This window comes from Streptomyces sp. NBC_00988, from assembly GCF_045162645.1.
GTDB lineage: Bacteria > Actinomycetota > Actinomycetes > Streptomycetales > Streptomycetaceae > Streptomyces.
On the sequence record NZ_CP108730.1, the window covers coordinates 3,950,033 to 3,970,815 of the forward strand.

At 72.2% G+C, this 20,783-nt stretch carries 20 protein-coding genes and 1 riboswitch; of the genes, 11 read left to right on the forward strand and 9 right to left on the reverse strand.

The features are described from left to right. Positions 1 to 221 precede the first annotated feature (221 nt). The 3 genes from OG496_RS17915 to OG496_RS17925 are packed head-to-tail and all read left to right on the forward strand — an operon-like array spanning position 222 to position 4,980. The gene (locus OG496_RS17915; protein WP_366494030.1) at positions 222 to 1,247 is read left to right on the forward strand and encodes a MoxR family ATPase; all 1,026 of its coding nucleotides are present in this window, start codon (positions 222 to 224) and stop codon (positions 1,245 to 1,247) included. Next, positions 1,247 to 2,602, forward strand: coding sequence for a DUF58 domain-containing protein (locus tag OG496_RS17920; protein ID WP_405971568.1), 1,356 nt, complete (start codon positions 1,247 to 1,249; stop codon positions 2,600 to 2,602). The genes OG496_RS17915 and OG496_RS17920 overlap by 1 nt, the downstream gene beginning before the upstream one ends. Further along, a complete protein-coding gene (locus tag OG496_RS17925; protein ID WP_405971569.1) occupies positions 2,599 to 4,980 on the forward strand; it encodes a DUF3488 and DUF4129 domain-containing transglutaminase family protein in 2,382 nt (793 codons plus the stop codon). Before OG496_RS17920 ends, OG496_RS17925 begins: the two co-directional genes overlap by 4 nt. A gap of 121 nt (positions 4,981 to 5,101) precedes the next feature. Here the strand turns inward: OG496_RS17925 and OG496_RS17930 are convergent, their stop codons facing one another. The 3 genes from OG496_RS17930 to OG496_RS17940 form a co-directional block, all read right to left on the reverse strand. After that, complete coding sequence (locus OG496_RS17930; protein WP_327404724.1) at positions 5,102 to 5,500, reverse strand: DUF3040 domain-containing protein; 399 nt, start codon at positions 5,498 to 5,500, stop codon at positions 5,102 to 5,104. Between the two features lie 277 nt (positions 5,501 to 5,777). Beyond that, complete coding sequence (locus tag OG496_RS17935; protein WP_366494027.1) at positions 5,778 to 6,548, reverse strand: methyltransferase; 771 nt, start codon at positions 6,546 to 6,548, stop codon at positions 5,778 to 5,780. A 161-nt stretch (positions 6,549 to 6,709) separates the two neighbouring features. Beyond that, positions 6,710 to 7,249, reverse strand: coding sequence for an SAV_6107 family HEPN domain-containing protein (locus tag OG496_RS17940; protein ID WP_019062337.1), 540 nt, complete (start codon positions 7,247 to 7,249; stop codon positions 6,710 to 6,712). Positions 7,250 to 7,432: 183 nt separating this feature from the next. Here OG496_RS17940 and OG496_RS17945 point away from each other — a divergent pair, with 183 nt between their 5' ends. The 5 genes from OG496_RS17945 (at position 7,433) to OG496_RS17965 (ending at position 13,448) form a co-directional block, all read left to right on the forward strand. Continuing rightward, entirely contained in the window at positions 7,433 to 8,125 is a 693-nt protein-coding gene (locus tag OG496_RS17945) for an ATP-binding cassette domain-containing protein (RefSeq protein WP_405971570.1), read from the forward strand. Continuing rightward, positions 8,097 to 10,181: a YhgE/Pip family protein gene (locus tag OG496_RS17950; RefSeq protein ID WP_405971571.1), complete on the forward strand. Its 2,085-nt coding sequence runs from the start codon at positions 8,097 to 8,099 to the stop codon at positions 10,179 to 10,181. The genes OG496_RS17945 and OG496_RS17950 overlap by 29 nt, the downstream gene beginning before the upstream one ends. 62 nt (positions 10,182 to 10,243) lie before the next feature. After that, on the forward strand, positions 10,244 to 10,873 hold the full coding sequence (locus OG496_RS17955) for a TetR/AcrR family transcriptional regulator (protein WP_366494024.1): 630 nt from the start codon (positions 10,244 to 10,246) through the stop codon (positions 10,871 to 10,873). A gap of 379 nt (positions 10,874 to 11,252) precedes the next feature. Continuing rightward, the gene (locus OG496_RS17960; protein ID WP_405971572.1) at positions 11,253 to 11,891 is read left to right on the forward strand and encodes a DUF4126 domain-containing protein; all 639 of its coding nucleotides are present in this window, start codon (positions 11,253 to 11,255) and stop codon (positions 11,889 to 11,891) included. A gap of 45 nt (positions 11,892 to 11,936) precedes the next feature. After that, entirely contained in the window at positions 11,937 to 13,448 is a 1,512-nt protein-coding gene (locus OG496_RS17965; protein WP_405971573.1) for a phytoene desaturase family protein, read from the forward strand. 62 nt (positions 13,449 to 13,510) lie between these two features. Here the strand turns inward: OG496_RS17965 and OG496_RS17970 are convergent, their stop codons facing one another. The 6 genes from OG496_RS17970 to OG496_RS17995 all read right to left on the reverse strand — a co-directional run bounded on the left by OG496_RS17970 (position 13,511) and on the right by OG496_RS17995 (position 18,432). Then, positions 13,511 to 14,515 carry a hypothetical protein gene (locus OG496_RS17970; RefSeq protein ID WP_405971574.1) on the reverse strand — a complete coding sequence of 335 codons (1,005 nt, stop codon included), beginning with the start codon at positions 14,513 to 14,515 and terminating at the stop codon, positions 13,511 to 13,513. Positions 14,516 to 14,571: 56 nt separating this feature from the next. Further along, positions 14,572 to 15,495 carry a methylenetetrahydrofolate reductase [NAD(P)H] gene (gene metF / locus OG496_RS17975; protein WP_366494020.1) on the reverse strand — a complete coding sequence of 308 codons (924 nt, stop codon included), beginning with the start codon at positions 15,493 to 15,495 and terminating at the stop codon, positions 14,572 to 14,574. A 110-nt stretch (positions 15,496 to 15,605) separates the two neighbouring features. Then, positions 15,606 to 16,265: a thiamine phosphate synthase gene (gene thiE / locus OG496_RS17980; RefSeq protein ID WP_405971575.1), complete on the reverse strand. Its 660-nt coding sequence runs from the start codon at positions 16,263 to 16,265 to the stop codon at positions 15,606 to 15,608. Positions 16,266 to 16,383: 118 nt separating this feature from the next. Then, positions 16,384 to 16,755: an Rv2175c family DNA-binding protein gene (locus OG496_RS17985; RefSeq protein WP_363100981.1), complete on the reverse strand. Its 372-nt coding sequence runs from the start codon at positions 16,753 to 16,755 to the stop codon at positions 16,384 to 16,386. Positions 16,756 to 16,819: 64 nt separating this feature from the next. Then, a complete protein-coding gene (locus OG496_RS17990; RefSeq protein WP_405971576.1) occupies positions 16,820 to 18,049 on the reverse strand; it encodes an NAD(P)/FAD-dependent oxidoreductase in 1,230 nt (409 codons plus the stop codon). A 44-nt stretch (positions 18,050 to 18,093) separates the two neighbouring features. Beyond that, complete coding sequence (locus OG496_RS17995; RefSeq protein WP_405971577.1) at positions 18,094 to 18,432, reverse strand: hypothetical protein; 339 nt, start codon at positions 18,430 to 18,432, stop codon at positions 18,094 to 18,096. 51 nt (positions 18,433 to 18,483) lie between these two features. Further along, positions 18,484 to 18,595, forward strand: a riboswitch (TPP riboswitch). Here OG496_RS17995 and thiO point away from each other — a divergent pair. From thiO to OG496_RS18010, 3 genes are all read left to right on the forward strand, one after another. Then, the gene (gene thiO, locus OG496_RS18000; RefSeq protein WP_405971578.1) at positions 18,593 to 19,756 is read left to right on the forward strand and encodes a glycine oxidase ThiO; all 1,164 of its coding nucleotides are present in this window, start codon (positions 18,593 to 18,595) and stop codon (positions 19,754 to 19,756) included. Its footprint overlaps the riboswitch before it by 3 nt. Further along, a complete protein-coding gene (thiS, locus tag OG496_RS18005; protein ID WP_405971579.1) occupies positions 19,753 to 19,953 on the forward strand; it encodes a sulfur carrier protein ThiS in 201 nt (66 codons plus the stop codon). The genes thiO and thiS overlap by 4 nt, the downstream gene beginning before the upstream one ends. Before the next feature lie 3 nt (positions 19,954 to 19,956). After that, positions 19,957 to 20,751 carry a thiazole synthase gene (locus OG496_RS18010; RefSeq protein WP_405971580.1) on the forward strand — a complete coding sequence of 265 codons (795 nt, stop codon included), beginning with the start codon at positions 19,957 to 19,959 and terminating at the stop codon, positions 20,749 to 20,751. Positions 20,752 to 20,783: the final 32 nt, after the last annotated feature.

The following is a 20,783-nucleotide window of genomic DNA, read 5'->3' on the forward strand; positions in this document are numbered from 1 at the left end:
CGAAACTTCGAAAAGTTCGCCCCTCGGACCGCCCAAAAGGTCGTAAGACCCGACAAAGCGAAGGCAGTTGTCCACAGGCGAGTGACACGAACCGGTAACGGCAACAAGAATGCGGGTGTGGCGTCGCGCGGAACTTTTTCTGCGCGGTGTCCGTGTTTCGGGGTGGGCCGGTCCGCAGTGCGTGCGCCGGCCCATGGAAAGAACGGGCCGAGGAGGGCCGGGTGACGACCTATGACGATCGAGCGAGCCTTACAGATCTGACCGCCACTGTGGAGCGAGTCCGCAGTTCGGTGGAAGGAGTGATCGAGGGCAAGCCCGAGGTCGTACGGCTTTCGCTGACCGTGCTGCTCGCCGAGGGACATCTTCTGATCGAGGACGTTCCGGGTGTGGGCAAGACAATGCTGGCCAAGGCGCTGGCGCGGTCGATCGACTGTTCGGTGCGGCGAATCCAGTTCACGCCCGACCTGCTGCCTTCGGACATCACCGGTGTGTCCATCTGGGACCAGCAGCAGCGGGACTTCGAGTTCAAACCGGGCGCGATCTTCGCGCAGATCGTGATCGGCGACGAGATCAACCGCGCCTCGCCGAAGACCCAGTCCGCGCTCCTGGAGTCCATGGAGGAGCGGCAGGTCACCATCGACGGCCAGACCTACGAGCTGCCCAGCCCCTTCATGGTGGTCGCCACGCAGAACCCGGTCGAGATGGAGGGCACCTATCCGCTGCCCGAGGCGCAGCGCGACCGTTTCATGGCCCGGGTCTCCATCGGCTATCCCAGCGCGGAGGCCGAGCTGCAGATGCTGGACATCCACGGCGGGGCGAGCCCGCTGGACGACCTCCAGCCCGTGGCGCACGCGCACGACATCGTCAAGCTGGTCGAGGCGGTCCGCGGCGTCCATGTCGCCGACCCGGTGCGCAGGTACGCGGTGGACCTGGTCTCCGCCACGCGCAACCACGCCGACCTCAGACTCGGCGCCTCCCCGCGCGCGACGCTGCACCTGCTGCGCGCGGCGAAGGCCTCCGCCGCCCTGAGCGGCCGTGAGTACGCGCTGCCGGACGACATCCAGGCGCTCGCGGTCGCGGTCCTGGCGCACCGCCTGCTGCCCACCGCGCAGGCCCAGCTGAACCGTCGTACGGCGGAGCAGGTCGTCCAGGAGATCCTCCAGCGCACCCCCGTGCCCGCGGCGCCGGCCCCGCAGAGCGGCCTGGGTCTCGGGGCGTACGGGCAGCAGCAGCCCCGGAGGCTGTGATGACCACCGGGGAGGCGGAGACCGACCGGGACGAGAAGGGCGGTGTCCGTACGGCCCTGGCCGGGCTGACGACCCGTGGGCGTTCCTTCCTGGCCGCCGGTATCGCCGCCGCGGTCTGCGCGTACGTCCTGGGGCAGAGCGATCTGCTCCGGGTCGGGCTGCTGCTGGCGGTGCTGCCCCTGGTCTGCGCGACCGTGCTCTACCGCACCCGCTACCGGGTGGCCGGCAGCCGCCGGCTCTCCCCCGCGCGCGTGCCCGCCGGCAGCGAGGCCCGCGTCCATCTGCGGATGGACAACGTCTCGCGGCTGCCCACGGGCCTGCTGATGCTCCAGGACCGGGTGCCGTACGTGCTCGGCCCGCGTCCCCGGTTCGTCCTGGACCGGGTCGAGGCGGGCGGCCGGCGCGAGGTGTCCTACCGGGTCCGCTCCGACCTGCGCGGCCGCTACCCCCTGGGCCCGCTCCAGCTCCGCCTGACGGACCCCTTCGGGATGTGCGAACTGACCCGCTCCTTCTCGACCTTCGACACTCTCACGGTCATCCCGCGCGTGGAGGCCCTCCCCCCGGTCCGCCTCAGCGGCGAGGCCAAGGGCTACGGCGACGGCCGGAACCGCTCGCTGGCCCTGGCGGGCGAGGACGACGTGATCCCGCGCGGTTACCGCTACGGCGACGACCTGCGCCGCGTGCACTGGCGCTCCACCGCGCGCTACGGCGAGCTGATGGTGCGCCGCGAGGAGCAGCCCCAGCGCGCCCGCTGCACGGTCCTGCTCGACACCCGGGGCATCGCCTTCGCGGGCCAGGGCCCTGACTCGGCCTTCGAGTGGGCCGTCTCCGGCGCCGCCTCCGTCCTGGTGCACATGCTGGAACGGGGCTTCTCCGTACGGCTGTTGAGCGACACCGGCAACTCGGTGCCGGGCCAGGACGCCGACGGGTTCGCGGGCGCGAGCCAGGAGTCGGCGGACGCAGCCGGGCTGATGATGGACACCCTCGCGGTGATCGACCACTCGGACGGCTCGGGCCTGTCCCGGGCCTACGACGTTTTGCGCGGCGGGAACGAAGGGCTGCTGGTGGCCTTCTTCGGCGACCTCGACGAGGAGCAGGCGGCGGTGGCCGCGCGGATGCGCCAGCGCAGCGGGGGCGCCCTCGCCTTCGTGCTGGACAGCGACGGCTGGGTGCGTGAGTCGACCGATGTCCCCGGTGCGGGGGACGAGCCCGAGGAGCGGCTGCGGATGCTGCGCGACGCGGGCTGGACCGCCGTGGGCGTGCCGCGCGGCGCCTCGCTGACAGATCTGTGGCAACAGGCCGACCGGGAGCGCAACGGCATCACCGCGACCGGACTCGGGGAGGGATGGGCATGAGCGGGCGGGCACGACTGGCGATCTGCGCCTGGGTCGCGACACTGCTGGCGTCCTGCGCCATGCTCCCCCTGGTCTCCCCGGCGACCTGGATCATCCAGGCCGCCTTCATGCTGGCGATCCAGACCGGCGTGGGCGCGGCGACCCGCCGGGTGCCGCTGGCCCGGCCGCTGACGGTCGCGGCGCAGGCCCTGGTCACGCTGCTGATGCTGACCCTGGTCTTCGCGCACACGCAGGCCCTCGCCGGGTTCGTCCCGGGCCCCGAGGCCTTCCAGCACTTCGCCGACCTGCTGCAGCAGGGCTCCGACGACGTCTCCCGGTACGCGATCCCGGCACCGCTGCACGACGGCATCCGGCTGATGCTCATCGGCGGTGTCCTGGTGATCGGCCTCGCGGTGGACACCCTGGCCGTCACCTTCCGCAGCGCGGCCCCGGCCGGACTGCCGCTGCTCGCGCTGTACTCGGTCGCCGCCGGGTTGTCCGAGAGCAGCGTCAGCTGGCTGTGGTTCCTGCTCGCCGCCGCCGGCTATCTGATGCTGCTGCTGGCCGAGGGCCGGGACCGGCTCGCCCAGTGGGGCCGCGTCTTCGGCGGGGCACAGCGCACCACCCCGGGCTCGGACTCCTCGGGCCCGCTCGCCCCGGTCCGCACCGGGCGGCGGATCGGCGCGGTCGCGATGGCCATCGCCCTGCTGCCGCTGCCCACCATCTCGGGCGGCCTGCTGGACGCCGCCGGGACGGGTGTCGGCGCGGGCAACGGAAGCGGCGGCACGATCTCCGCGGTCAACCCGCTGGTCTCGCTGCGCGACAGCCTGAACGTGGACGAGAACCGCCAGGTCCTGTCCGTGCGCACCAACACGAACGACATCTCGGACATGTATCTGCGGATCGTGTCCCTGGACGACTTCGACGGCACCACCTGGAAGCCGTCCCAGCGGCACATCCAGAGTGTGCCGAACACGTTCCCCACCCCGACCGGTCTCGGCGCCGACATCAAGCGCTCGGAGATCAAGACCCGGATCTCGGCCGCGGACTGGTACGCCCAGGACTGGCTGCCGATGCCGTACCCGCCCAGCGGCGTGAGCATCGACGGCAGTTGGCGCTACGAGCCGGTGGGCATGACGGTCGTCGGCGATCACGGGCAGAACACCCGCGGGGTGACCTACCAGGTCACCAGCCTCGACGTGCAGCCGACCGCGGAGCAGCTGGCCACGGCGCCGGAGCCGTCGGCGACCCTGCGGAACCAGTACACGAAGGTGCCGAAGTCGCTGCCGGCGGTCGTGGCCGACACCGCCCGCAAGGTCACCGAGGGCTCGACCAGTCACTACGAGCAGGCGGTCAAGCTCCAGGACTACTTCGCGGTGAACGGCGGCTTCCAGTACGACACCCAGGTGGACGTCGGCACCGGCCGCGACGCGATCGCCAAGTTCCTGAAGGACAAGCAGGGCTTCTGCGTCCACTTCTCCTTCGCGATGGCGGCGATGGCCCGCACCCTGGGCATCCCGGCCCGGGTCGCGGTGGGCTTCGCGCCGGGCACCCCGGAGGCCAACGGCTCGGTGTCGGTGGGCCTGAAGGACGCGCACGCCTGGCCCGAGCTGTACTTCGAGGGCGTGGGCTGGACCCGCTTCGAGCCGACCCCCAACCGGGGCTCGGTGCCGTCGTACACCCAGTCGACCACGCCCGGCAGCGACGTCCCGGACCCGGCCCTCCCCTCGACCTCGACGAGCACGGCGCCCTCCGCGGCCCCCTCGGCGAGCGAGAGCTGCACGGCCCAGCTGCGGAAGCTGGACGGCTGCACGAGCCAGGCCCCGGCACTCGCGACGGGCGATGACCCGCGCGGCCCCTGGTCGTACGTACAGCTGGTGGCGCTGGGCCTGGGCGCGCTCCTGCTGCTGACGATCCCGTTCTCGCCGATGCTGTGGCGGACCCGGATGCGCTCCGTACGACTGGGAGCGCACGGTCGTACGGATGCGGACGCGGCGGTCCACACGCTGGCGGTGTGGGAGGAACTGACCGATACCGCCTGGGACTTCGGGATCTCGCCCGACGAGTCGCTGACCCCGCGCAGGGCGGCGGCGCGGATCGTGGAACTCGGGCATCTCGATCCACCGTCGGCCGCCTCGGTGCACCGGGTGGCGGACGCCGTGGAGCAGGTCCTGTACGCGCCCCGGCCGCAGCTCGCGGCGGGGCTCGCGCAGGACGTGCGGCGGGTGGCCGTCGGGTTCCAGGACACGTCCGGCCGCTCCACGCGGCTGCGCGCACTGGTCGCCCCGCGCTCGACCGTCCGGGTGGTGTGGGCGCTGTCGGCCTGGTGGACGTCGGTGACGACGCGGGCGGCGGCGCTGCGGCCGACCCTGCGCAAGCCGTCCGGACAGCGGGGCTAGCGAGCGCGGCCCAAAGAGCACGGCAGGGCATACGGGAGGGGGTGACCACCGGACCGGTGGTCACCCCCTCACTCGTGTCCGAGGAGCGCCGCGTGTGCTGCTTCCGCGGCGCCGGGTGCTGCTACTGGCCGCCCTGCTGCTCGTCGCGGCGGCGCTGCCAGCGCTGCTCGATACGATCCATCACCGAGCGCCGCTGCCGTCCCTGGCTGCGGGCGTGCGGAGCGCCTGCGGCGGGCTGTTCGCCAGGCTTGGGGGCCTTGCGCCAACCGGTCACGGCGAGTACCGCGCAGCCCAGCATGACGAGGAATCCCACCACGCTGACCCAAATCTGCAGCGTGACCATGCCGGCGATGAGGAGCGCGATACCTACGAGAAAGCCGGCCACTGCCTGGTAGACCCGTCGCCGGGTGTACGTGCGCAGGCCGCTTCCTTCGAGCGCTGTCGCGAACTTGGGGTCTTCGGCGTACAGCGCTCGCTCCATCTGCTCAAGCATTCGCTGCTCGTGCTCCGAGAGCGGCACGGAGTCCTCCTCATCGTGCAGTCGCCGGGGCGACCCGGGGGGTCCCTTCAGGATAGGCAGGGAATCGCCCCCGTGAAACCCGCCCCTCTACGCCAATTGGCCAACCGGAACCCGCCATGGCCGTTCCGACTCGCTGAAGCTTCCATTCCCCAGGAGCCGTCCCGTCATGCCGGGCGGTCTCCCTCGATCATACGGCGCCGGGCCCCCGATCGGGGGGCCTGTGGCGTACTCCATGTGCTGTCGAGCCCCTGATCAGGGGTCCGGCGCGGGAGGCCACTCACGCCTCGCCGGCACCTCGCGTCTCGCCGAGCACATGAAGCTGCGTGGCCACGGAGTGGAACGCCGGGAGCTCGGCCGCCGCGGCCTCCAGCTTCAGCAGCGCGTCCAGGGCGCCGGGCTCGGTGTCCACGAGGACGCCGGGAACCAGGTCGGCGAAGACCCGCACCCCGTGCACGGCGCCGACGTCGAGGCCCGCGCCCTCGACGAACGCGGCGAGCTGCTCGGCGGTGAAACGGTGCGGAACGGGGTCGGCGTCGCCCCAGCGGCCGTTCGGGTCGTCGAGGGCCTGCCGGGCCTCCTTGAAGTGGCCGGCGAGGGCGCGCGCGAGGACGGCACCGCCGAGTCCGGCGGCGAGCAGGCTGAGGACGCCCTCGGGGCGCAGCGCGGCCACCACCGTGCGGACGCCCTCGGCGGGGTCGTCCACGTACTCCAGGACGCCGTGGCACAGCACCGCGTCGTAGCCGCCGCGCTCGACCACGTCGAAGAGGCCGTGCGCGTCGCCCTGGACGCCCCGCACGCGGTCGGCGACACCGGCCTCGGCGGCGCGGCGCTCCAGCGCGAACAGCGCGTTCGGGCTGGGGTCGACGACGGTGACGCGGTGCCCGAGGCGGGCGACGGGCACCGCGAAGTTGCCGCTGCCGCCTCCGGTGTCGAGGACGTCCAGCGCGTCCCGACCCGTGGCCTTGACCCGGCGGTCGAGGGCGTCCTGCAGGACGTCCCAGACCACGGCGGTACGGAGGGAGGCGCGGGGGCGGCTCGGGTCCGACACGGCAGTTGACTCCTCGGCGCGGCACCGCCTGTGCACGGCGGAGCGAACGGGCTGCCTCCCCGGCCCGGGTGCGGGCGGAGGGAAGGCTTCAGGCGCCTTCCACCCTATTGCCTCCGGTGCCGTACCTGGTCATGTGTCTCGCGCGGCGAAACGCCGCCGGCTCACCCGGCGCGGTCCCCCGGCCGCTCCGGGTCCTGGCGTGGCTGGGGCAGGACCGGCTGGAGGACGAGCATGCGCTCGACCAGGCGCAGGAACATCGCCACGTCGCGTATGAGGTCGTCGGCGTCCCGGCGGGTCGCCGCGCCCTGGATGCCCGCCTCGGCCCGCGCGCGGCGCCGGGCGCCGGAGGCGAACAGGGCGCTCCACTCGGTGAGTTCGGGCGCGATCTCGGGGAGCACTTCCCAGGCGCTGCGGATACGGCCGCGGCGCCGGGCCGTGGGCTCGGGCTGGACGCGCGCGGCGAGTACCGCGGCGGCGGTGCGCAGGGCGGCCAAGTGGGCTGTGGCGTAGCGCTCGTTCGACGTTTCGAGGACGGCTGCCTCGTCCAGTCCCGCACGGGCCTGGGCGAGGAGGTCGAGGGCGGCGGGCGGGGCCGTGGCCCGGCGGAGCACGGGGTGCACGTCGCTCGCCGGGCCGGTCAGTGAGGGGGCAGGGCCGGCGGCGCGGCGCCGACGGGCGGCGGCTGCGGACGGGTGGGCCATGACGAACCTCCTGTCGTCGTGTGACGGCACGCCCAGTCAGGTAGTGCCGTATGTGCCCCATCGTGGGGTATGGCACTGACAATCCGTTCTGACCTGCGCTTTTGCTTCGATCGAAGGTTCGGGTTACTTTTTGCACTGACCAGTCAGTTCAAAAGTTCGTTTGCGGGCAGGGGGCGGGGAACCGTGGGTGGGGTCGGTGTCACGGCCGAGGACTTCGGGGTCAAGGGGCCGCGCGGCTGGGCGTTCCGGGGGATCTCCCTGGACGCCGGCCCCGGCTCGCTGATCGCCGTGGAAGGACCGTCCGGGTCCGGGCGTACGAGCCTGCTGCTCGCGCTCACCGGGCGGATGACGGCGTCCGAAGGGACCGCCGCCGTGGGCGAGTTCACGCTCCCGAAGCAGTCGGCGGCCGTGCGGCGGGTCAGCGCCCTGGCGAATGTCGCCGGGGTCACCGACCTCGAACCGGCACTGACCGTCGGCGAGCATCTGCGCGAACGGGCGCTGCTGCAACGGCGGTTCGGGGACTCGGTACGCGGGCTGCTGCGGCCCCGCACCGAGCGCGCCGTCGAGGCGGGGCTGCGGATCGAGCGGGCCCTGACCGCCGCCGGGCTCGACCGCGAGGCGCTGCCCAAGGGCGCGCGGACCGCCGTACGGGATCTGGAACGGCCGCAGGAGCTGCGGCTGTCCATCGCGCTGGCGCTCATCGGGCGGCCCGCGCTGCTCGGTGTGGACGACGTCGACCTCAAGCTCTCGGCTGCCGAACGGGCGGAGATCTGGGCGCTGTTGAGGTCGCTCGCCGATTCCGGAACGACTGTCGTAGCGGTGTCCACCGAGGGGACGGAGAAGGCCGATGCACGCGCCACGACTGGCCGCGCTTGAGCTCAAGCGCTTCGGCAGGGGGAAGCTGCCGCGCGCGGCGCTCGTCGCCCTCCTGCTGCTGCCGCTGCTGTACGGCGCCCTGTACCTGTGGTCCTTCTGGGACCCGTACGGCCGCCTGGACCGCATCCCCGTGGCGCTCGTCAACGACGACAAGGGGGCGAGTGCCGACGGGAAGAAGGTCACGGCGGGCGCCGACATCACCAAGGGGCTGCGCGACAGCGGGACGTTCGACTGGCACGAGGTGAGTGCGGCCACCGCACGGAAGGGCGTCGAGCACGGCACGTACTACTTGTCACTGACCATGCCGGCCGACTTCAGCGAGCGCGTCACCTCCAGCGCGGGCGACTCCCCGGAGACGGGCGCGCTCCAGGTGCGGACGAACGACGCGAACAACTACATCGTCGGGCAGATCTCCCGGACGGTGTTCAGCGAGGTGCGGTCGGCCGCGTCCACCAAGGCCTCGCGGACCTTCCTGGACCGGATCTTCGTGTCGTTCTCCGACATCCACGGCCAGACCGTTAAGGCCGCGGACGGCGCCGACAAGCTGAAGGGCGGCATCGGTACGGCCGAGGAGGGTTCCAAGGATCTCGCCGACGGCCTGAAGGACGCCAAGAAGGGCAGCGGCAAGCTCTCCCAGGGTCTGAAGAAGCTGGACACGGGCGCGGGCGATCTGGAGGACGGCTCGCAGCAGGTGGCGGCGGGGACGCAGACCCTCGCCGACACGGTCAACGGGGTCGCCGACAAAGTGGGCCCCTTCCTTAAGGACAACGAGAAGACCATCGGGGACACCGCTCAGTTGGTCGCCGACTCGGCGAGGACGATCCGCGCCAACCTGGGCACCCTCGTGAAGACGGCCCCGGTCGCCGCCAAGGGCGCGCACGCGGCCTCGGACACCCTGGACGAGGTCTACAGGGCGCGCTGCGAAACCGCCGTCCTGAAGGACGCCGCCTGCCCCGACCTGAAGAAGGCCGCCACGGCCGCCTCGGACGTGGCGAAGGTCGCCGACGACGTCAACAGCCTGGTCGCCGACCAGAACGGCGACCTGAAGAAGCTCGACGCGAACCTGGCCACGCTCCAGACGCAGGCCCAGGCGCTCGCCGACCGCGCCCCGCACCTCTCCGAGGACCTCGACGACGCGGTGGCCAAGGTCAACAGGTTGAACGAAGGTGCCTCGAAGGTCGCCGCGGGCGCCAAGACCCTGCACACCGGGCTCGGCACGGCGAAGACCGGTGCCGCCGACCTGGACACCGGCGTCGGCAAGCTGAGGACGGGCGCCGTGGACCTCAACGGCGGCCTGTACAAGCTCGTCGACGGCTCCGGGAAGCTCGCCGGCGGTCTGCACGACGGCGCCGCGCAGATCCCGGACTACGACAAGCAGGACCGCGACCAGCGCACCGGTGTCATGGCCGACCCGGTCCAACTGGCCTCCCAGGACCTGCACAAGGCGCCCAACTACGGCACCGGGTTCGCCCCGTACTTCATCCCGCTGTCCCTGTGGGTGGGCGCGATGGTGGCCTACATGCTGATCGCGCCCATGAACCGGCGCGCGCTCGCCGCCGGTGCCTCGGCCTGGCGGATCGCGCTCGTGGGGTGGCTGCCGGTGGTGGCGGTCGGGGTGCTCCAGACGGTGGCCCTGATGGCCGTACTGCACTGGGCGATCGGCCTGGAGATGGCACGGGCGGCCGGCACGGTCGGCTTCCTGTTCCTGGTGACGGCGTGCTTCGCGGCCATCGTGCAGTGGCTGAACGCACGCTTCGGGGCGGCGGGCCGGATCCTCGTACTCGCCCTGCTGATGCTCCAGTTGACGTCGGCGGGCGGCACTTATCCGGTGCAGACCAGTCCCGGTTTCTTCAACGCGATCCACCCCTTCCTGCCGATGAGTTACGTCGTCGAGGCCCTACGGAGGCTCATCACAGGCGGTGGCCTGGGACCCGTGTGGCACGCGTGCGTGGTGCTCGTCGCCTTCACCGCGGGGGCGCTCGCCCTGACCGCGCTGTCGGCGCGCCGCCGCCAGGTGTGGACGCTGGACCGGCTGCACCCGGAGCTGAGCCTGTGACCGCGCGCGGGACCTCGGCACCCGTGCCCGCGGCGGGAGCCGGGCCTGTGACAATCAGGCCCATGGAAAGCAGCAACACCCCGTCGGGCGGCAGCACGCGCCGCGAGGCCACCCGGCAGAAGCTCTACGAGGCGGCCGTCACCCTCATCGCCGAACAGGGCTTCTCCGCCACCACGGTGGACGAGATCGCCGAGCGTGCCGGGGTCGCGAAGGGCACCGTCTACTACAACTTCGCCAGCAAGTCCGTCCTCTTCGAGGAGCTGCTGCGGCACGGCGTGGGCCTCCTCACCGCCTCGCTGCGGGAGGCGGCCGAGCAGACCGCGCGGGACGGCGGCAGCAAGGTCGACGCCCTGGACGCGATGGTCCGCGCGGGCCTCGTCTTCATCGCCCGCTACCCGTCCTTCACCCAGCTCTACGTGGCCGAGCTGTGGCGCACCAACCGCGCCTGGCAGCCCACGCTCATGGTGGTACGGCAGCAGGTGAACGCGGCGATCGAGGACGTGCTGCACGCGGGCGTGGCCAACGGCGAGTTCAGCCCCGAGATCGATGTCCGGCTGACCGCGGCCGCGCTGATCGGCATGGTCGTGGTGGCCGCCCTGGACTGGCAGTCGTTCCAGCCGGAGCGCTCCCTGGACGACGTCCACGCGGCGCTGTCCCGGCTGCTCCAGGGGCGGGTCAGCGGCGGCCGCTGACGGCGGCACACGGACAACGCACACACAGAAGCGCCGGTCCGTTGTGGCCGCGTCCCCCGCGGGCCACCTCGAACCGGCGCTCCCTTGTGCTCCCCCGTACGTTCCCCCTGTTGGAACCCCCGTTGGTCAGTCCCAGGGTTCCCCCGTGCCTCGCTTCCGCCGAAGGTCCGGCGGAAGGAGCGGCCAAGGGCGCGGGCCCCGTTCCGCCGCCCCGTGTCGGCGGTTCCGGAGCCGCGCCCCTTTCCGTGCCCCTACTCTCTCGTTCGCGCAGGTCGCACCCCATCCGCGCGCGTACTCATCTCACTCCCTAGGTACGGATACTCAGCCGTACGCACTCAGGCCCAGGACGCCATGTTGCCGAGTGGTTACTATCGCCTCCGTGTCCGTACTCCCCCTGGTCTTCACCAGCGGCTGGGCCAGCGGCGTCAACGCGTACGCGGTGGTGCTGCTGCTCGGGATCTTCGGCGCGACCGGAGTGACCGACGCGGTCCCCGAGTCGCTGCAACGCCCTGAGGTCCTCGTCACAGCGGGCGTCCTGTTCCTGTGCGAGGCCGTCGCCGACAAGATCCCCTACGTCGACTCCCTGTGGGACTCCGTGCACACGGTGATCCGGCCGGCCGCCGGGGCGTGGGTCGGGGCGGTGCTCGCGGGGCACAGCGGTTCGATGAACGATGTCGTGGCGGGCCTGATCGGCGGTTCGTCGGCGCTGGCCAGCCATACCGTCAAGGCCGGGACGCGGATGGCGATCAACACCTCGCCGGAGCCGTTCAGCAACGTGATCATGAGCTTCGCGGAGGATCTCGGGGTCGGCGGGATCGTCTCGTTCGCGATGTTCCATCCCCAGGCGGCGGCGATCATCGCGGCCGTGCTGCTGGTGGCCGGACTCACGGTCCTGTTCTTCCTGGTCTCGCGGATCCGGCGCTTCCTGCGCCGCCGGGCCCAGCGCCGGGAGGAGAAACAGCTCGCCGCGCAGGTGGGACACCCATCCGGCCGGCCACCGGACCCGCCACCGTGGTGACAGCCCGCGACCGGACTGTCAGTGGCGGCCGATAAAGTCGCAGGCATGGCACGGATTGCGGTGATCGGCGCCGGCATGGGCGCGATGGCGGCCGCTGCCCGGCTGGCCGTCGCGGGCCACCGGGTGGCGGTGTACGAGCGTACGGAGACGTACGGCGGTGCGGTGCGCCGCTTCGAGCGGGACGGGTTCTCCTTCGACACCGGCCCCGGACTGCTGCCCGTGCCCGCGGTGTACCGCGACCTGTTCGTCAAGACCGGCAAGGAGCCGCTGGAGGACCTGGTCGAGCTGGTCCAGGTCGACCCGTCGTCCCGGCACGTCTTCGCGGACGGCACGGAGGTGTCGTTGCCGAACGCCTCCCGCGCGGGTGTCGTCACGGCCCTGGACGAGGCCCTGGGCGGCAGCGCGGGCCAGCGCTGGGGCGACTTCCTGATCCGGGCCCGCGAGGCCTGGGACCGCACCCGCAGGCCCCTCCTGGAGGAGCCCTTGTGGACCGACTGGCCGGTGCTGGCCGGCCAGGAGCCGTATCCGTCGGTCCCGCACAAGAAGCTGCTGCGCACCCGGCGGGCGGGCACCCTCGCCGAGATCGGCGCCTGGGAGCTGCGCGACGAGCGCCTGACGGCCCTCCTGGAGAGCCACGCGCTCGCGTACGGCCTCGATCCCCGTACCGCTCCGGCGAGCGCGGCCGTGCTGCCGTACATGGAGCACGCCTTCGGCACCTGGTATGTGCCGGGCGGCATACGGGAGTTGGCGCGCGCGGTGTACGAGCGGTGCGTGGCGAGGAGGGTCGAGTTCGTCTTCGGGGCCGAGGTGACGCGGGTCCTGGAGAAGGACGGGCGGGCGGCGGGAGTGGAGCTGGCAGACGGGACAGTGATCGACGCGGACCATGTCGTCGCGGACGTGGACCCGCCACGGCTGCGGACCCTGACGGAGCGTCCGCTGGACGAGGAGGGCGATGTGCGGGCCGACGCGGACTCACCCCGGCCGGTGCGGTGCACGCTCCTGCTGGCTCTGCGTGGCCCGCGTGAGGACGGGACCGTTCACCGGACGGTGGTCCACGCCCCGGACCGCGAGGCCGAGTTGGACCTTCTGGCCTCCCCCGGCGGCGACGAGCCCCGCTGTCCCACGGTGACGGTGCTGCGCCCCGACGACCCCGCGCTCCGGCCGGACGGTGACCACGAGTCCGCGGTGGTGTCCGCCGTGCTGTCCAGCGAGGCCGGCTGGGACGACGAGGGCACGGTCCGGCGGTACACGGACTTCCTCCTGGAAGCCGCCGGACGGGCCGTACCGGGGCTGCGGGAGCGCCTGTTGTGGCACGAGGTGCGTACCCCGCAGCACACGGAGGGTGAGACGGGCGCCCGCTTCGGCGCCGTGCCCGCGCCCTCGCTCGCCGCCGGGCAGGGCCGTTTCCTGCACCCGGCGAACACCACGCGCGTGCCCGGGCTCTACCGGGTCGGCGGCTGGTCCCACCCCGGCGGCGGGCTTGCGCACGCCGGTATGTCGGGGGCGCTGGTCGCCGGACTGATCGTGGAGGGGCCGCAGTTCAGAGGGTCCCAGTAGACGGGGCCTGCCTGGTGGGCGGGTCCGAGTAGTCGGGCCTCAGTAGTCGGGTCTCAGTAGCTTCAGAAACGGTACTGCTCGTCGTAGCCGGGGCCCGACTGCGGCTGCTGCTGCGGCTGTTGCTGGCCGTCGCCCTGGTAGGGGTACTGCTGCTCCGGCGGCATCTCGCCGCCGTAGGTCTCGTCGTTGCGCTGCTGCGGGACCCACACCCCGCCGGCCGGGGTCTCGCCGCCGTAGCCGCCGTTGCCGTACTGGTCCTGCGTGTAGCCCTGTTGGGGATACTGCTGCTGACCGTCGTAGCCCGTGTCGTAACCGGTGCCGCCGTAGGTCTGGGTGCCGATGTACGGGTCGGAGTAGGCCGCGTACTGCTGCTGGCCGGTCGTGTCGTAGCCGTACTGCTGCTGGTCGTAGCCCGTGTAGTTGTTGTTGTCGTAGCCGTAGTTCTGGTCGGCCGCCGCGTAGGCCTGGTCCTGGGTCTGGCCCGCGGCCGCCGCGGCGTACGCCTGGTCCGCGCCCTCGTAGTTGGGGTCCGTGGCGTTGGCGTACGCGGCGGCGCTGTACACGCCGTACGAGCCGGTGTCGTCCGGGAGGGGCTGCGGCTCGTAGACCGAGGTGGTCTCGGCGGCCGTGGGGGCGACGGGGCGGTTCGGGGTGAACACGTCGTCGCGGTCGTAGTCGTCGTCCTGGCCGAAGGCCTTGTTCTGGCCGTACTCCTGGAAGCCGTCCGCCGCCCCTTCGGGGCCGGAGGCGTCCAGGTTCGGGTCCTGCTCGTCGGGCTCGCCGCGGCGGCGCTTGGTGCCGCCCGCGCCCGGTCGGCCGGAGACCGCCCAGCCGGCTTCGAAGCCGCGGCGGAACGACAGCGTGACGTAGGTCTGGCCGACGGCGAACGCCACGGCGCCCAGGCCGATCACGACGACGGAGGGAATCAGCACTCCGAGGACGACGCCCAGGAAGCCGACGAAAGCGAGCAGCCGCCAGCGCAGGCGTGCCTTGTACTGCAGCAGCACCTCACCGAGCAACCACAGTGCGACGACGCCGAACGCGATGTAGAGGACCGTCCAGCCCATGTACGCCCCTCTCCCAGTGGCCGCTACGCAGTGTGTCCTATTCCGGAGCGACCGGTCTAGGCCCGCGGTGGGTGGTGCAGGCCCAAGTTCTCGTAGATTTCAAGTGACGCCGTGGAGCTGTTGAGCGTGATGAAGTGCAGTCCGGGGACTCCCTCGGCCAGCAGCCGGGCGCAGAACTCGGTGGCGAACTCGATTCCGATCGAGCGTACAGCGGCCGGATCGTCTTTGGCTGTGAGGATTCGCTCTTTCAGAGCGGCCGGGATGTCGGCGTTGCTGAGCTGCGGCAACCGCTCCAGCATCCGCACGCTGGTCACCGGCATGACCTCGGGGATGACCGGGGTCGCGCAGCCCGCGGCCCCGACACGGTCGCGCAGCCGCAGATACGACTCGGGTTCGAAGAACATCTGGGTGATCGCGTAGTCGGCGCCCGCCCGGCACTTGTCGACGAAGTGCGCGACGTCCGTGTCCCAGTCCGGGGAGCGCGGGTGCATCTCCGGGAAGGCGGCGACGCCGACGCAGAAATCGCCCGACTCCTTGATGAGCCGCACCAGTTCGGCCGCGTACGTCAGCCCCTGCGGGTGCGCCACCCAGTCGGCCATGGGGTCGCCGGGCGGGTCGCCGCGCACGGCGAGGATGTTGCGGATCCCGGCGTCGGCGTACTGGCCGATGATGTTGCGCAGTTCGGCGACGGAGTGGTTGACCGCGGTGAGGTGGGCGACCGGGGTGAGCGTGGTGTCGGCGACGATCTGCTCGGTCTCCCTGACGGTGCCCGCGCGCGTCGAGCCGCCGGCGCCGTAGGTCACCGAGACGAAGTCGGGGGCGACCGCCTCGACCCGCCGCAACGCGCTCCACAGGTTCCGCTCGCCCTTGGGGGTCTTCGGCGCGGAGAACTCGAACGAGTACGTCGCTTTGCCGGTCGCGAGCATGTCCCGCACGGTGCGTGCGCGATCAGTCCTGGTCGATGCGGTTCCGAAGGCCATACCCGCAGGTTAGTCAGGGGGCGGCGGTCACCCAACCGGAACAGGGAATTTGCCGGGTTTGTCGCCCTGTTGTCCACCCATCGGACAACAGCACGCCCTCTGGGCGCCGGTCAGGCCTGCCGCAGCCGCTTCGCGAATTCCATCGCCGCCGCGCCCGGATCATCGGCCTCCGTGACGGCCCGTACGACGACGACGCGGCGGGCGCCCGCTTCGAGGACCTCGTCCAGGTTGCCGAGGTCGATGCCGCCGATGGCGAACCAGGGGCGGTCGGTGCCCAGGGCGGCCGTGTACCGGACCAGGTCGAGGCCGGGGGCGTGGCGGCCGGGCTTGGTGGGGGTGGGCCAGCACGGGCCGGTGCAGAAGTAGTCCACGCCCTCCTGGACGGCGGCCGCGGCCGCTTCGGACTCGGCGTGCGTGGAGCGGCCGATCAGGATGTCCTCGCCGAGGATCGCGCGGCCCGCGGGGACCGGGAGGTCGCCCTGGCCCAGATGCAGTACGTCGGCGCCAGCGGCGTGGGCGACGTCCGCGCGGTCGTTGACCGCGAGGAGTCTGCCGTGCCGGGCGCAGGCGTCGGCGAAGACCTGGAGGTGCTCCAGTTCCTCGGCGGCCTCCATGCCCTTGTCGCGCAGCTGCACGATGTCGACCCCGCCGGCCAGGACCGCGTCCAGGAACTCCGCGAGGTCGCCCTGGCGTCGGCGGGCGTCCGTGCAGAGGTAGACCCGGGCGTCGGCGAGTTCCGCGCGGGCGGCGGCTGCGGCGGTGTCGGGCATGCGTGTGTCCCCCGTTGTCCTGCTTGTCGTGTGGTGGTGTCGCGCACGGGCCGCGGGCAGGGCCTGCTCAGGCAGGCCCTCACGTCGCCGCGGCCCGTACACCTCTCGGGCGTGCGGGTCAGACGGCGAGCGCCTGGGCGCGGCGCTTCACCTCCGTGCCGCGATTCTCGCTCAGCGCCTGCGCGGGGGTGCCGGGCAGGCTGGGGTCGGGGGTGAAGAGCCATTCGAGCATCTCTTCGTCGGAGAAGCCGTCGTCCCGCAGGAGCGTCAGGGTCCCCGTAAGGCCCTTGACGACCTTCTGCTCGGCCCCGTCGATGAAGGCGGCGGGGACGTGCAGCGCGCGGTTCTCACCACGGCGTACGGCGATGACTTGGCCGTCCTTGACCAGCTGCCGCACGCGTGTCACCTCGATATCGAGCATCTCTGCGATGTCGGGCAGCGTGAGCCAGGCGGGGACGAGAGCTTCGGTCTTTGCGTCAATCTCGGTCACGTAAACAGCGTGCCATCCCGGACTGACAGTCGGAAGTCGGGCCGGTCCGACCCGGGGGGACGAACTAGGCGATAGCCGCCTTCATCGGCAGAGAAGCATCGGCCAGCAGCGTGTGATCCATGGGCGTGGCCGACTCGATCAGACGGCGGCCCTGGGCCAGGTCACGGGGGCGGCCGACCGCCAGGAGGGCCACCAGACGGTCCCCGCGCAGCCAGCAGACGCTCCACGCCGGGGTGGCCGGGTCGCCGCGCCACAGGGTGGTGTCGGCGGACGCGTGATGGCCGGCGTACTGGACGAACCGGCCGAACTGCTCCGACCAGAAGTACGGCACCGGGTCGTACACCGCCGGGCTCTCCCCGACGATGTTCGCGGCGACCGTGCGCGGCCCCTGGAGGGCGTTGTCCCAGTGGTGGACGAGAAGTCGCTCGCCGTACCGTCCCGAAGGGAAGGAGGCGCAGTCGCCGACCGCGTACACGTCCGGTACCGAGGTGCGCAGCCCGGCGTCGGCCAGGACCTCGCGGTGCGCGCCCAGTTCGATGCCGGAGCCCGTCAGCCAGGCGGTGGCGGGGCGGGCGCCGATGCCGACCACGACGGCGCCCGCGGGCAGCCGTGAGCCGTCGTCGAGGACCACCTCGCCGGGTTCGACGTGCGCCACGCGTGCGTGCGTCCGCAGCGAGGCTCCGGCGGCGGCGTACCAGGCGGCCATCGGCGCGGCCACCTCGGCGGGCAGCGCGCCCGCGAGCGGCCGGTCGGCGGCTTCTACGACGGTCACCGCGCAGCCCGCCTCGCGCGCGGCCGTGGCGAACTCGGCGCCGATCCAGCCCGCGCCGACGACCACGATGTCGTGCTGCCGGGCGAGCACCGGGCGCAGCCGCTCGGCGTCGTCCAGGGTGCGCAGCAGATGCACGCCCGGGATGCCGTCGGCGCCCGGCAGCCGGATCGGTTCGGCACCGGTGGCGAGGACGAGGACGTCGTAGGGCACCGGGCCCTCGGCGGTGTCCAGTTCGTGGTCGGCGGGGCGCACGCCCACCACCTCGCGCCCCAGCTGCACCTCGATGCCGAGCGCCTCGAAGTCGACGTCGAAGGCGGAGCCCTCGGCCTTGCCGAGCAGGACGGCCTTGGACAGCGGGGGCCGGTCGTACGGCTGATGGGGTTCCGCGCCGATCAGGGTGACGGTGCCGGTGAAGCCCTGCTCCCGTAGCGCGACCGCGGTCTGCACCCCGGCCATGCCCGCGCCGACGACGACCACACGCCGCCCTGTCACCGTGCCCTGGTCCCGCGTCTGCTCGCTCACTCGATCACCATAGACACCTGACAATTTGTCAGTCAGCGGGCGCGTCAGGTGACCTGTTCCACAGTGCTGGTCCCGTTTCCCGCCTGGGACTCCCACTCCCAGGTCTCGTCGAGGCGAATGCGGCCGTCGGGCAACTCGACCACTTCGGACACGCAGTGCCCGGAGGACGTCGTCCCGTCCGTCTTCAACTGCACGTACCGGAAGTCCAACCGGTCCCCCGCGCGCGTGCCGACGAGACGCCCCCGTACGACGTCGCCGCCCGCGTACTCGGCCCAGATCTCACCGTCCTGCTCGTGGTACGCGAACCGGGTGCGGGTGCCGACCTGACCTGGGGCCTGGTCCGCGACGGGGGCGAGGACGAGACCGTCGAGCGAGCGGGCCATGGACGAAGGCTCCCTTACTGGCGCACAAAGCACGGGCTAGGGTGGCCAAGGTAAAGCACTCGCGGGAGTCCGGACGTACCGGGCTGAGAGGGAGGCTGGCGGCCTCCGACCGTACGAACCTGATCCGGGTCATGCCGGCGAAGGGAGGGGCTGGACGCCCATGCCTGCACACAACTCAGACGTCCTCGTCGTCGGGGGCGGGATCATCGGCCTGGTCACGGCCTGGCGCGCGGCCCAACGCGGCTTCGCCACGGCCGTGGTGGACCCCGAGCCGGGTGGCGGGGCCGCCCAGGTGGCCGCCGGGATGCTGGCCGCCGTCACCGAACTCCACTACGGCGAACAGACCCTGCTCGCCCTCAACCTCGCCTCGGCGCACCGCTACCCGGACTTCGCGGCCGAACTGACCGACCTCACCGGCCTCGACCTCGGCTACCGCCGCTGCGGCACGCTGGCCGTCGCCCTGGACGCCGACGACCGCGCCCATCTACGCGAACTGCACGCCCTGCAGCACCAGTCGGGGCTCGACTCCGAGTGGCTGTCCGGGCGCGAGTGCCGGCGCCTGGAGCCGATGCTCGCGCCGGGCGTGCGCGGAGGGCTCAGGGTCGACGGCGACCACCAGGTCGACCCGCGGCGGCTGGCGGGCGCGCTGGTGGCCGCCTGCGAGCGCGCCGGGGTCGTCTTCCACCGGACGTGGGTCGAGCGGCTCACGGTCGGGCGGGACCGCGCCACGGGGGTCGTCACGCGCGAAAACACCGCGCTCACCGCAGACCAAGTGGTGCTCGCGGGCGGCAGCCTCAGCGGGCGGCTGAAGGGGGTCCCGGACGACGTCCTGCCGCCCGTACGGCCCGTGAAGGGGCAGGTGCTGCGGCTGACCGTGCCGGAGCGGTACGCGCCGTTCCTGAGCCGGACCGTGCGGGCCGTGGTGCGCGGCAGCCAGGTGTACCTGGTGCCGCGCGAGAACGGCGAGCTGGTCGTCGGCGCGACCAGCGAGGAACTGGGCTGGGACACCACCGTGACCGCGGGCGGTGTCTACGAACTGCTGCGCGACGCCCACGAGTTGGTCCCCGGGATCACCGAACTGCCGCTCACCGAGACCCGGGCCGGACTGCGCCCCGGGTCCCCCGACAACGCGCCACTGCTCGGCCCGACCGCCCTGCCGGGACTGCTGCTGGCCACCGGGCACTACCGCAACGGCGTGCTCCTCACGCCGGTCACCGGCGACGCCCTGGCGCACGCGCTCAGTACCGGTGAACTCCCGGACGAGGCACGCCCGTTCACCCCGAAGCGGTTCGCCCGCACGCGCCTCGTGGAGCAGCCCACATGAACATCTCCGTCAACGGCGAGCACCGGGAGATCGCTCCCGGCACGCCCCTCGACGTGCTCGTACGGTCCCTCACCCCGGCTCCCTCGGGTGTGGCCGCCGCCCTCAACGAAACCGTCGTCCCGCGCGCGGAGTGGCAATCGACCTCCCTCTCCGAGGGAGACCGCGTCGAGGTCCTCACCGCCGTCCAAGGAGGCTGACCCATGGCCGACGACCCCTTCGTCCTCGGTGGCACGTCCTTCACGTCCCGGCTGATCATGGGCACCGGAGGTGCGCCCAGCCTCGACGTCCTGGAGCGCGCGCTGGTGGCTTCCGGCACGGAACTCACGACGGTCGCGATGCGGCGCGTCAACGCCTCCGTGCACGGCTCGGTGCTGTCCGTCCTGGAACGGCTCGGCATCCGGGTGCTGCCGAACACCGCAGGCTGCTTCACGGCGGGCGAGGCCGTGCTGACGGCCCGGCTGGCGCGGGAGGCCCTGGGGACCGCGCTGATCAAACTTGAGGTGATCGCGGACGAGCGCACCCTGCTGCCCGACCCGATCGAACTCCTCGACGCCGCCGAGACCCTGGTCGACGACGGCTTCACGGTGCTGCCGTACACGAACGACGATCCCGTGCTGGCGCGGAAGCTGGAGGACGTCGGGTGTGCGGCGGTCATGCCGCTCGGGTCGCCCATCGGTTCCGGGCTCGGGATCCGCAACCCGCACAACTTCCAGCTGATCACCGAGCACGCGCGTGTGCCGGTGATTCTGGACGCGGGGGCGGGTACGGCGTCCGACGCGGCGTTCGCGATGGAGCTGGGGTGTGCTGGTGTGATGCTTGCCTCAGCCGTGACGCGGGCACAGGAGCCGGTGCTGATGGCGTCGGCGATGCGGAGCGCGGTGGAGGCGGGGCGGCTGGCGTTCCGGGCGGGGCGTATCCCCCGTAGGCACTTCGCCGAAGCGTCCTCCCCGACAACCGGCGTGGCCTGCCTGGACCCGGAACGCCCCGCCTTCTGAATCCCCGGCCCGCGCACCACCCGCCGAGCCGC

Bases quoted from the DNA above. Each gene is read 5' to 3' on its own strand.
- OG496_RS18010 (WP_405971580.1), top strand. From the start codon at position 19,957: ATGGCCGACGACCCCTTCGTCCTCGGTGGCACGTCCTTCACGTCCCGG.
- OG496_RS17995 (WP_405971577.1), bottom strand. From the start codon at position 18,432: ATGGCCCGCTCGCTCGACGGTCTCGTCCTCGCCCCCGTCGCGGACCAG.
- OG496_RS17940 (WP_019062337.1), bottom strand. From the start codon at position 7,249: ATGGCCCACCCGTCCGCAGCCGCCGCCCGTCGGCGCCGCGCCGCCGGC.
- OG496_RS17925 (WP_405971569.1), top strand. From the start codon at position 2,599: ATGAGCGGGCGGGCACGACTGGCGATCTGCGCCTGGGTCGCGACACTG.
- thiO (WP_405971578.1), top strand. From the start codon at position 18,593: ATGCCTGCACACAACTCAGACGTCCTCGTCGTCGGGGGCGGGATCATC.
- thiE (WP_405971575.1), bottom strand. From the start codon at position 16,265: ATGCCCGACACCGCCGCAGCCGCCGCCCGCGCGGAACTCGCCGACGCC.
- OG496_RS17955 (WP_366494024.1), top strand. From the start codon at position 10,244: ATGGAAAGCAGCAACACCCCGTCGGGCGGCAGCACGCGCCGCGAGGCC.
- OG496_RS17920 (WP_405971568.1), top strand. From the start codon at position 1,247: ATGACCACCGGGGAGGCGGAGACCGACCGGGACGAGAAGGGCGGTGTC.
- thiS (WP_405971579.1), top strand. From the start codon at position 19,753: ATGAACATCTCCGTCAACGGCGAGCACCGGGAGATCGCTCCCGGCACG.
- OG496_RS17970 (WP_405971574.1), bottom strand. From the start codon at position 14,515: ATGGGCTGGACGGTCCTCTACATCGCGTTCGGCGTCGTCGCACTGTGG.
- OG496_RS17950 (WP_405971571.1), top strand. From the start codon at position 8,097: ATGCACGCGCCACGACTGGCCGCGCTTGAGCTCAAGCGCTTCGGCAGG.
- OG496_RS17965 (WP_405971573.1), top strand. From the start codon at position 11,937: ATGGCACGGATTGCGGTGATCGGCGCCGGCATGGGCGCGATGGCGGCC.
- metF (WP_366494020.1), bottom strand. From the start codon at position 15,495: ATGGCCTTCGGAACCGCATCGACCAGGACTGATCGCGCACGCACCGTG.